Here is a 10,051-nt window from a genome sequence, read left to right as displayed (position 1 = left end):
GGCGTTCGTGGTGGTGTGCGCGGCGGTGATCGTGCTGCGCTACCGCCGGCCCGAACTGCCGAGCACCTTCCGCACCCCGTGGATGCCGTTCGTGCCCGCCCTGGGCATCGTCTTCTCGGTCTGGCTGATCACGTTCCTGCAGTGGCAGACCTGGGTGCGGTTCGCCGTGTGGTTCGTGGTCGGGTGCGTGATCTACTTCAGCTACTCGTACAAGCGGTCGAAACTGGCGGACCGATAGCGGGCGCGGAACGGCTCGGGCCCGGTCACTCCCCCATGACCAGTCCGTCCTTGGCCGCGCCCCGGCTGAGCACGACGTCACGGATCCGGTCGCGCACTCCGGTCAGGTCGGCGCCGTTGGCGATCGCCGCGTTGAGGTCGACGACACGGCCGGCGTCGAGGTCGTACATCTGCGGAATGAACTCGGCCCGGGTCACCTCCCAGCGCCCGCCGGGCCGGGTGGGCGGAGCGAAGGTGAAGCGGCCGATGGTGGACTGGTTGCCGCGCAGGTCCCGGACACCCTGCTGGTTGTGCGTCTCGCCGGCGATCTGGTCGCCCGTCCCGTAGATCACCCAGGTCCCGTTGATCTTCTCGTAGGCCTGTGGGACGTGGGCGTGGGTGCCGAGGATGAGGTCGAGGTCGGGGCGGCCGCCGGTGCGTGAGGCGGTGAGCCGCCTGGCGAGGGTGAGCTGCTGCTCGTCGGGGTCGTCCTGCCATTCGGTGCCCCAGTGCAGGGAGGCGACCACCACGTCGGCGCCGGCCTTCCGCGCGGCGCGGGCGTCGGCGACGATGCGGCGCTCGTCGATCAGGTCGACGGCCCAGGGCTGGTCCGGCGGAAGCGTGCCGTTCGTGTCGAACGTGTACGACAGCTGCGCGACCCTGGCGGTGCCCGCGGGCAGGATCGTGACGCTGCGGGCCTCGCCCTCGGTGCGCGCCGTCCCGGCGTGCCGCAGGCCCACCCGGTCCAGGGTGTCCAAGGTCCGCCGGATGCCGGCGGCGCCGTCGTCCAGCGCGTGACTGGAGGCGGTGGAGCAGCTGTCGTAGCCGGTCGCGGTGAGCCCGAGGGCGGCTTCCGGCGGGGACCTGAAGGCGGTATAGCCGGTGTAGTCGCTGCTCTCGCCGTAGACGGCCTCCATGTGACACAGGGCCAGATCGGCGGCGGAGACGACGGGTTCGACACCGGAGAGCATCGGGCGGAAGTCGTAGCCGTTGCCGCCGGCGTCGAAGTGGGCCCGGTCGACGACGGAGTTGTCCGGCAGCACGTCACCGGAGGCGACGAGGGTGAATCCCCGGGCGGCGGACGGTGCCGGGCGGCCCGGCGGTGCGGAGCCCTGCCGCTCCTGGGCCTGGCAGGCGGCGGCCGCCGCGAGGAGGGCCGTCAGGGCCAGGGCCACCTGTCGTCTGCGTGCGATCATCAGCTCACCCCAATGTCTTGATATGAACCGAAAGCCATATTTACAGACGAATGGGTAGGAATCCGGAAGCCGCCCCAAACGGTTCCGCCACCCTCATTAACCCGTCCGGTGCGCGGAACGAGGCTTGACGGACCGTTCGTCGAACCGTTCGTCGACGCGATCGACCGTCCGTCGCAGACCCCCGTGCGCACTCTGTCCCGGAGGCGCACCCTGCGGTGCCATACGGCCATGACGGCCGGAACCACCCTCCCGCCCGGGACGACGACCGCCGAGCACGAGCTCGCCGCGCTGCAGCGCGAGCACGGCCGACCGCTCTTCGCACTGCTGCTGCGGCTCTGCGACGGGGACCGGCAGCGCGCGGAGGACCTCGTCCAGGAGACCTTCGTACGCGCCTGGCAGCATCCCGAGGCGCTGCGCGCCGACGACTTCGACTCCGTACGGCCGTGGCTGCTGACCGTGGGACGACGGCTGGCCATCGACGCGCGGCGGGCCCGGCAGGCGCGGCCGCCGGAGGTCTGCGACGCCGTCCTGGAGAACGTGCGGGTGATCGCCGACCACGCCGAACGGTCGGCCGCCATGCTGGACGTCCGCGAGGCTGTGAAGACACTCACTCCGGAGCACCGTGAAGTCCTGGTGCTCGTGTATTTCAGAGGGGCGAGTGTTGCGGAGGCCGCGCAGACCCTCGGAATTCCGCCAGGTACCGTGAAGTCCCGCGCGTACTACGCGCTGCGCGCCCTGCGCCGGGTGCTTCCGGGATATACGGCCGACCTGCGGTGAAACCCAGGCCGACGTAAAGCCTTCGCAAAGCGCCTTGCTGAGGACCACGTTTGAGCAATCAGCTGTCTTCATCCGTGTTCCGGATGGGGCCCTGCCCCAGGCCCGGGTTCGGGCGACGCGCACGCACCGGAGGAAGGCAGGAAGGGATGCTGCACAGAGGTCAAGAGAGCACGGACGGCACCGGCGGCGGTGAACTGACCGTCCCCATGGCGTGGTTGTACGCGGAGTACATCGCCGACGAACTGCTGCGCACCGGCGATCTGATGCCGCCGACATCCTTCGAGTTCCGGGCCGGCCGGGACGCGCTGGCGCTGACCATCTTCCTGTCCGACACCGACGGCGAACTCTCCGGCATCCGGGTCGTCACCCAGCTGGAGACCTGGCTCTCGCTGACGGCGTACGACCAGCCGTGGCAGGACTGGGTGCGCGAGCGCATGGCGCATCTCGCCGCCGAGGCGGCCGGTCCGGGCGGCCCGTCGCCCGACCTGGACCTGGCGGCGGAGGCCTGGCGCTGGCTGGAGGAGACCGAGCTGCTCGCCCCCGACCTGGACGCGGTGCCGGGCGGCGGCACGGTGGTCGGCGAGGACGACGGACCCAAGGTCTGGACACCCGCCTGGCAGCTCGGACTGCCCCTCGGACATCTCGCCATCCATCTTTTTTGATTCACGACCAATCCGCGGGCCCGGCCGCTCCGAACCCCTTGATTACGATTCGGTGTGTGCCTTGAGTGATTCGGCTGTCTGGTGCGTACGGGTGGGAGCAAGGAGTAACCCCACCCACACCCATCGCGAGGATTCGGCATGAGGTCCCTGGAAAGGCATCGCGACGTCGGCGCTTACGCGCTCGGCGTGCTGGACGAGGCGGAGGCCTTCCGCTTCGAGGACCACCTCATGGAGTGCCCTCGCTGCGCGGCACACGTGACCGAATTCGGGCCGACTGCACGGCAGTTGATGCTCTACCGACGAGCCACCCCGCGCTTCGTGCACCCCATGGCCCAGCCCGGCCCGCAGCTGCTCGACCGCCTGCTCGGCAAGGTGGCCGTACGGCACCGGGCGCACCGGCGGCGCTTCCTGTACGGCCTGGCCGCCTCCGTCGTGTTCGCGGTGGTCGGACCCGGAGTCGTGGCCTACACGGCCGCCCAGGAGGACTCGGCCGTCCGGGTCACGGCGGCGACCGACACGAGGTCGGGGGTGTGGGCGCAGGTCACGACCGCGGACGCGGACTGGGGCAGCCAGGTGGAGCTGAAGGTGAAGGACGCCACCGGCCCCCACTCCTGCCGGCTGGTCGTCATCGGCCGGGACGGCTCGGAGCAGGTCGCCGGCAGCTGGACCGAGAACGGCCACGACGCCGCGACGAACACCATGCGGGCGGGCGCCGCGATGCATCCGGACGAGATCGCCCGGTACGAGGTGCGCACGGCCGACGGCGACCGGCTGGTGACGGTCGACGCGGCCGGGTGAGCCGCTTCGGCCGGACTACTTCAGCAGCCGGGACATCCTGCGGTCCGCCAGTGGCCTGCCGCCCGTCTGGCAGGTCGGGCAGTACTGCAGGGAGGAATCGCTGAAGGAGACCTCGCGGATGGTGTCGCCGCAGACCGGACAGGGTTCGCCGGTGCGGCCGTGGACCCGCAGACCGGTCTTCTTCTCCGCCTTCAGACGACCGGCCGCCAGGCCCCGGGAGCGTTCGACCGCCTCGGTGAGCGTGGCGCGCAGTGCCTCGTGGAGCCGGTGGGTCTCCTCGGGGGTCAGGGACGCGGCGAGCTTGAAGGGGGACATCCGGGCCGCGTGCAGGATCTCGTCGCTGTAGGCGTTCCCCACGCCCGCGATCAGGCCCTGGTCGCGCAGGGCGCCCTTGATCTGCCGCCGCTCGTCCCGCAGCAGGGCGGCGAGCCGGGCCTCGTCGAAGTCCGGGGCCAGCGGGTCCGGACCGAGCCGGGCCACCCCCGGCACCTCCCGCGGATCCCGTACGACGTACACCGCGAGACGCTTCTGCGTCCCGGCCTCGGTGAGGTCGAAGCCCGCGCCGGTCTCCAGCGCGACCCGCAGGGCCAGCGGGCCCTTGCCGGGGCGGGGCGGGCCGTCCGGCAGCCGGTCCTTCCACTGCAGCCAGCCCCCGCGGGCCAGGTGGGTCACGAAGTGCAGGCCGGTGTCCCCCTCGATGTCGAGGAACTTGCCGTGCCTGCGCACCCCGGTCACGGTGCTGCCCTCGAAGGCGCCGACGGGAGGGTCGAACGTCTTCAGGACGCTGACGGCGACCGGCAGCACCCGCACGACCTCGCGGCCGACCAGCTGCTCGGTGAGGAAGTCCTTGAGCGCTTCCACCTCGGGGAGTTCCGGCATACGTCCAGAGTGCCATCCGGGGCCGGTGGGGTCAGGTGTGTTCCGGCACCACGAACTCGCACCACACGCACTTCCCGCCGCCCCGCGCCTCCACGCCCCACACGTCGCTGAGCATGTCGACGAGCAGCAGCCCCCGTCCCGAGACCCCCGACTCCCCCGCCTCCCGGCGGCGCGGCAGGGCGCTGGAGGAGTCCGCCACCTCGACGCGCAGGCGCCGGTCGCTGCCGCCGAGGACGCGGAGGGTCACGATCGCGGAGCCCTCGGTGTGCATCAGGGCGTTGGTGATCACCTCGTCGGCGACCAGCTCGATCTCGTCGGCGCGGTCCCCGGCGCCCCAGGCGCGCACCGCGGCGCGGATCAGGTGCCGGGCCAGCGTCAGTGCCTCGGGGTCGCCGGGGGCCACGTGCTGCTGCAGCCGGCCGCCGGGCCGCACGGTGTCCAGGACCCTGCGGCGCAGCAGGAGCAGGGCCACGTCGTCGTCGCCGCCGCGCGCCTCGGCCACCTGGATGAGCCGGTTGGCCAGGCCGCGCACGTCGTCCGGGCCGGAGGTGATGAGTGCCGTGAGGGCCCGCATGCCGTCGTCGAGGTCCGCGCCGGGCTGCTCGACCAGCCCGTCGGTGCACAGCAGCAGGGTCTGTCCGGGGTCGAGTTCGAGGGTGGAGACCGGGTACTCCAGCCGCCCGAACTCCGCGGACAGGCCGAGCGGCAGGCCGCCGTCGACCGGCACCCGGCGGCAGCTGCCGTCCGTCCCGCGGACCAGCGGGTCGATGTGACCGGCCCGGACCACCTGCACCACTCCGGTGGACAGGTCGGCCTCCGCGTACAGGCAGGTGGCGAAGCGGTCGGTGTCGAGTTCGTGCAGGAAGACGGAGGCGCGGGCCATCACGGTGGCCGGGGTGTGGCCCTCGGCGGCGTAGGCGCGCAGCACGATGCGCAGCTGACCCATGACGGCCGCCGCGTGCGTGTCGTGTCCCTGGACGTCGCCGATGACGGCGCCGACCCGGCCGCCGGGCAACGGGATGAGGTCGTACCAGTCGCCGCCGATGTCCCGGCCCAGGGAGCCCCCGGCGGAGGCGGAGCGGTAGCGGACGGCGACGTCGGCGCCCGGCACGCTGGGGATGGTGCGCGGCAGCATCGCCTGCTGCAGGCCCTGGGCCAGGTCCTTCTCCTGCTCGTAGAGCATGGCCCGCTGCAGGCTCTGCGCGATGCTGCTGCCCAGCGCGACCAGGACGGTCCGCTCCTCGTCGGAGAAGCCGCGCCGGTCGTTGTAGAGCAGACCCATGGCGCCGATCGGGCGGGCCTGGGCGATCAGCGGCAGGTAGGCGGCCGAGGTGATGTTCAGGTCGGTGATGTGCGGCCACAGCAGCGGGTACCCCTGGGCGAACTCCTCCCGGGATTCGATGAACCGCGGGCTCAGGGTCCGTACGACTTCGCCCATCGGGTAGGGCTCTTCGATCCGGGTGACCCGGGTGCCGGGCACGAAGCTGCCCTCCGGCCCCTCGGCCACGAGCCGGATCCGGCCGGCCTCCACCAGGCCCATGACCAGGCTCGCCGCGCCGAGGTGCCGTACCCCGTGGGTGTCCTTGAGGACGTCGATGACGTCCTGGACGGTGCGGGCGTGCGAGAGGGCCGCGGTGATGACCTGTACGACACCGGTCTGTCTGCGGACCGCCTCGTCCTGGGCCGCCCGCAGGCTGTTCGCCTCGATGTCCTCGAGTTCCTGCGTGGCGTCCCGGACGATGCCGATGACCCGGCGGGGCCGGCCCGTCCCGTCGCGCCGGATGTAGCCCTGGGTGTGCGTCCAGCGCAGTGTGCCGTCGCGGCAGCGGATGCGGAAGTACGCCCCGTAGTTCTCGCTGCCGTCCTTGATGGCCTGGGACACCACGGCGTCGAGCCGGGCGGCCTCCGGCGGGGGGACCCGGACGGCGAGGGTCTCGGGACGTCCGTCGTACTCCTCCGGGAGGACGTCGAACACCTCGTGGGCCTGGGCGTCCATGTGGAACAGACCGGTGTCCAGGTCCCAGTCGAAGGAGCCCATGCGATTGAGCGCCAGGATCGGATCCGGGTGGGCGGGCCAGTCGTCCTGGACTGACAGGGCGCTCCCTCCCCGATCAGCCATGGGGCCACCTTGCCAGGATTCGCCCGATTCTTCGAGCGGTGCCGGTGCCACGATCGGCCTCAGCCGCCGAAGACGACGGTGGGGCTGTCGAAGATGCTGCCGGTGACGGACGTGACGTCGTCCGGGACCGGAGCTTCGCCGTCGGGCAGGCCGGGGACCTGCGGGACGTTCTCGGGGCCGGTCTGCTCCGCGGTGTCCGGATAGATCCAGGGCTCGGTGAGCGCCGGCTGGTCGGGGAACCACGGCGCCTGGGGCATCGCCGTTGCGGCACCCTGGTCCGGCAGGCCGGTGCCGGGTGGGGCCGCGACGAGGGGAGCGAGCTGGTCGCGGGGTACGACGGTGACCGGTGCCGCCGTGGCGCAGCCCGTTTGCGCCGGGGTGGCGCATCCGGCCGGCGCGGTGCCCGGCACCGTGCCGGTCCGGCCCGGGGCGGCACCGGGACGGGTCTCCTGCGGTTCCGGCCGCGGGCTGCTCGGGGGTTCAGCGGCGCTCTCGGCCGGGGGTACGACGTGGTCGTGCCGGACGTCGTGACCGATCGGGCGTTCGATCCAGCCGTGGTTGCCGAGGTCGACGACGGTGAAGCTGCTGACCACCTGCGGTGCCGGAGTCACCTCGACGACCTCGCCGGGCCGGTAGCCGGACCAGGGCTGCCCGCCGGTGCCGGACCCGCCGCCGGACGCCCGGGGCGGCTTCAGCGGGTTACCGCAGGCACAGCGGACCCGCGGCACTCCGCGGTTGTCGACGAGCACGGCGGTGCCCGCCTGCAGCACGGACTGGAAGCCGGTCGCGCGTCCGTCCCGGTATCCGTGGTCGGTGACCCGGGTGTCGGACCGCAGGACGACGGGCGTCAGAGCGCGCAGATAGCCGGGGACCGCCGCCCGGGTGATGCCTTCAACCCCGGCGAAGGCGCGGCCCCTGGCCGGATCGGCGGCCAGATAGTCGATCTGCCGTTCGACGTCACAGCTGCCTACGCGCGCGGTGCCGCCGTACAGGCCCGGCGTGCCGCCGGAGATGGACCGGCGCCCGCTCAGGGGCACCGAGGCGTTCCGCGCGGGAACGGCCGACTGCGCCGCCCGGGTGACCCGGGCCGGGGCCGCCGCAGCGGTCGCCGTGGAGCCGGTGAAGGGGTCGGGGCCCTGCGCCTCGGCCGGCTGCAGGACGACTTCGGCGCTCGGCCCGGTGTCCTCGGCGCCCTCGCGGGCGCATCCGGCGACGAGGAGCGCCGCCGAGAGCGCGCAGGCCACGACGGTGGTTCCGGTGCGTATCCGCACTGCTTCTCCCAGATCATGTCGGGCAGATCGTCACTGATCCACCAATTGTCTGTTTCACTCGCCCGGGTTACGCAAGTGGAGCGGCGCGGTACACAGAGTGACGGACGCTCCGGCACCGCACGGTCGCGGCGCCACAATGGAGGAAGGAGCGCACGGCCGTGAACTGGTTCACCGCACCCGAGTACTGGTGGAGCCGACTGGTCCTTCAGCGGGCTCTGGCCGGCGTGTACCTCGTCGCGTTCCTGACGGCGGCCCTGCAGTTCCGCGCGCTGCTGGGCGAGCGCGGGATGCTGCCCATCCCCCGCCATCTGCGCCGGACGCCGTTCCGCAGCGCGCCCAGCCTCTTCCACCTCCACTATTCGGACCGCTTCTTCGCGGCGTGTTCCTGGGCGGGCTGTGCCGTGTCGGCGGCGCTGCTCGCGGGCCTGGACTCGCTGCTGCCCCTGTGGGGCGGCATGCTGCTGTGGCTGGTGCCCTGGGCGCTGTACCTGTCGATCGTCAACGTCGGCCAGACCTGGTACGCGTTCGGCTGGGAGTCACTGCTCCTGGAGGTCGGCTTCCTCGCCGTGTTCCTGGGCAACGACGAGGTCGCGCCGCCCGTCGTGGTGCTCTTTCTGCTGCGCTGGATCCTGTTCCGTGTGGAGTTCGGCGCCGGTCTGATCAAGATGCGCGGAGACGCCTGCTGGCGGAAGCTGACCTGCCTTTACCACCACCACGAGACACAGCCGATGCCGGGCCCGCTGAGCTGGTTCTTCCACCATCTGCCCAAGCCGCTGCACCGGGTGGAGGTCGCGGCGAACCACTTCACCCAACTCGTGGTGCCGGTGCTGCTGTTCACTCCGCAGCCGATCGCGACGGCCGCCGCGGCCCTGATGATCGTCACCCAGCTGTGGCTCGTCCTGTCCGGCAACTTCTCCTGGCTGAACTGGATCACCATCGTGCTGGCCGTCTCGGCGCTCCGGATCCCCGGTGCCGCGCCGTCCACGGCCCCGGCCCCGCTCTGGTACGAGATCGCCGTCCTCGCCGTGGGCGCGCTCGTCCTGTACCTGAGCTACCGCCCGGTGACGAACATGATCTCCCGCCGCCAGGTCATGAACCGCTCCTTCGACCCGCTCCACCTGGTGAACACCTACGGTGCGTTCGGCAGCGTCAGCCGGGTCCGGTACGAGGTGGTGGTCGAGGGCACGCTCGACGCCACGCCGCACGAGGGCGCGGAGTGGCGCGAGTACGAGTTCAAGGGCAAACCGGGCGATCCACGGCACTGGCCCCGCCAGTTCGCGCCCTACCACCTGCGCCTCGACTGGCTGATGTGGTTCGCCGCGCTCTCGCCCACGTACGCCGGCTCCTGGTTCGGCGGTCTGGTGGAACGGCTGCTGGAGAACGACCGGGACACGCTGAAGCTGCTCCGCAGCTCCCCGTTCCCGCCCGACGAGCCCCCTCGCTACGTCCGCGCCCGCCTCTTCCGTTACCGCTACACCACCTGGCGGGAACTGCGGGAGACGGGCGCCTGCTGGGAGCGTACGTATGTGCGCGAGTACTTGCCGCCGAGCCGGCTGGCCACGGACGTTCAGCGGTCGTGAGCCCCACCGCCGCGGGGGTGGGATGCGCGGGTCAGGATCCCACCACGGGCAGGGGCGGTTCCGGGCGGCCGCCCTGTGCCTCGGACCATGCCCGCAGCTCATTGGCGCCGACCTCCTCGACCACCGCCTGCAGCGCCTGCCGGGCCGCCGCGTCCCGCTCGGCCTCGGGCAGCAGCAGATAGCGGTCGAGTGCCCGGCGCAGTGTCTCCCGCGCCTGCGCGGCCAGTACCCAGCGCGAGCCGGCGCCGTACAGCTGGCGCATGCCGGTGAAGAAGACGGCGCCGCCCGCGATCAGCGCGGTCAGCCAGGCGGGAGCGTGCAGACCGGCGGCCACGACGGTCACCGACGTGGTCAGGAGCGCGCCCAGCTCGGTGACGTGGTGCAGCCTCCTGGCCCGGTCACAGGTCTTCGCGTAGAACGCCAACTCCCTTCGGGCGAGGGTCAGCAGGGGGTCAGGCTCCGTGGCCCAGGAGGTGTCGGGGACCCTTCTTCGTCTCATCGGCACATCATCGTGGCTGGGCCGGCGCCGGGGAAAGCCCGGACGGTGCGCGGG

10 protein-coding genes are annotated in these 10,051 nt (G+C 72.0%); 5 read left to right on the top strand and 5 right to left on the bottom strand.

The genetic code is table 11. The features are described from left to right. Positions 1-238 (top strand): amino acid permease C-terminal domain-containing protein (locus tag ACFW2E_RS31745; RefSeq protein WP_384470743.1); only part of this gene is annotated, 238 nt, incomplete at its 5' end. Between the two features lie 25 nt (positions 239-263). Here the strand turns inward: ACFW2E_RS31745 and ACFW2E_RS31740 are convergent. Beyond that, positions 264-1,412, bottom strand: coding sequence for a CapA family protein (locus tag ACFW2E_RS31740; protein ID WP_384470740.1), 1,149 nt, complete (start codon positions 1,410-1,412; stop codon positions 264-266). 228 nt (positions 1,413-1,640) lie between these two features. Here ACFW2E_RS31740 and ACFW2E_RS31735 point away from each other — a divergent pair, with 228 nt between their 5' ends. The 3 genes from ACFW2E_RS31735 to ACFW2E_RS31725 all read left to right on the top strand — a co-directional run bounded on the left by ACFW2E_RS31735 (position 1,641) and on the right by ACFW2E_RS31725 (position 3,649). Next, the gene (locus tag ACFW2E_RS31735; RefSeq protein WP_384470737.1) at positions 1,641-2,189 is read left to right on the top strand and encodes a sigma-70 family RNA polymerase sigma factor; all 549 of its coding nucleotides are present in this window, start codon (positions 1,641-1,643) and stop codon (positions 2,187-2,189) included. A 146-nt stretch (positions 2,190-2,335) separates the two neighbouring features. After that, positions 2,336-2,851 (top strand): hypothetical protein, encoded by a 516-nt coding sequence (locus ACFW2E_RS31730; RefSeq protein ID WP_384470734.1) that lies wholly within the window; start codon positions 2,336-2,338, stop codon positions 2,849-2,851. Between the two features lie 138 nt (positions 2,852-2,989). Beyond that, on the top strand, positions 2,990-3,649 hold the full coding sequence (locus ACFW2E_RS31725; RefSeq protein WP_384470731.1) for a zf-HC2 domain-containing protein: 660 nt from the start codon (positions 2,990-2,992) through the stop codon (positions 3,647-3,649). Between the two features lie 15 nt (positions 3,650-3,664). Here the strand turns inward: ACFW2E_RS31725 and ACFW2E_RS31720 are convergent, their stop codons facing one another. From ACFW2E_RS31720 to ACFW2E_RS31710, 3 genes are read right to left on the bottom strand one after another with little or no spacing between them, the layout of a single operon-like run. Further along, a complete protein-coding gene (locus ACFW2E_RS31720; protein ID WP_384470728.1) occupies positions 3,665-4,528 on the bottom strand; it encodes an Fpg/Nei family DNA glycosylase in 864 nt (287 codons plus the stop codon). Positions 4,529-4,559: 31 nt separating this feature from the next. Next, positions 4,560-6,647 (bottom strand): SpoIIE family protein phosphatase, encoded by a 2,088-nt coding sequence (locus tag ACFW2E_RS31715; RefSeq protein WP_384470725.1) that lies wholly within the window; start codon positions 6,645-6,647, stop codon positions 4,560-4,562. Between the two features lie 59 nt (positions 6,648-6,706). Beyond that, positions 6,707-7,918, bottom strand: a complete 1,212-nt coding sequence (locus ACFW2E_RS31710; RefSeq protein ID WP_384470722.1) for a DUF6777 domain-containing protein — start codon at positions 7,916-7,918, stop codon at positions 6,707-6,709. A gap of 158 nt (positions 7,919-8,076) precedes the next feature. Here ACFW2E_RS31710 and ACFW2E_RS31705 point away from each other — a divergent pair, with 158 nt between their 5' ends. Beyond that, a complete protein-coding gene (locus ACFW2E_RS31705; protein WP_384470719.1) occupies positions 8,077-9,498 on the top strand; it encodes a lipase maturation factor family protein in 1,422 nt (473 codons plus the stop codon). A 31-nt stretch (positions 9,499-9,529) separates the two neighbouring features. Here the strand turns inward: ACFW2E_RS31705 and ACFW2E_RS31700 are convergent, their stop codons facing one another. Next, complete coding sequence (locus tag ACFW2E_RS31700) at positions 9,530-9,997, bottom strand: DUF4231 domain-containing protein (protein WP_384470716.1); 468 nt, start codon at positions 9,995-9,997, stop codon at positions 9,530-9,532. Positions 9,998-10,051 lie beyond the last annotated feature (54 nt).

The organism is Streptomyces sp. NPDC058964 (genome assembly GCF_042741275.1).
GTDB lineage: Bacteria > Actinomycetota > Actinomycetes > Streptomycetales > Streptomycetaceae > Streptomyces.
The sequence above is the reverse complement of the archived record's forward strand: the minus strand, read 5'-3'. Positions and strand labels throughout refer to the sequence as shown.

Excerpts from the sequence above, each read along its gene's own strand:
- ACFW2E_RS31715 (WP_384470725.1), bottom strand. The coding sequence starts at position 6,647 with ATGGCTGATCGGGGAGGGAGCGCCCTGTCAGTCCAGGACGACTGGCCC.
- ACFW2E_RS31725 (WP_384470731.1), top strand. The coding sequence starts at position 2,990 with ATGAGGTCCCTGGAAAGGCATCGCGACGTCGGCGCTTACGCGCTCGGC.
- ACFW2E_RS31730 (WP_384470734.1), top strand. The coding sequence starts at position 2,336 with ATGCTGCACAGAGGTCAAGAGAGCACGGACGGCACCGGCGGCGGTGAA.
- ACFW2E_RS31740 (WP_384470740.1), bottom strand. The coding sequence starts at position 1,412 with ATGATCGCACGCAGACGACAGGTGGCCCTGGCCCTGACGGCCCTCCTC.
- ACFW2E_RS31720 (WP_384470728.1), bottom strand. The coding sequence starts at position 4,528 with ATGCCGGAACTCCCCGAGGTGGAAGCGCTCAAGGACTTCCTCACCGAG.
- ACFW2E_RS31735 (WP_384470737.1), top strand. The coding sequence starts at position 1,641 with ATGACGGCCGGAACCACCCTCCCGCCCGGGACGACGACCGCCGAGCAC.
- ACFW2E_RS31700 (WP_384470716.1), bottom strand. The coding sequence starts at position 9,997 with ATGAGACGAAGAAGGGTCCCCGACACCTCCTGGGCCACGGAGCCTGAC.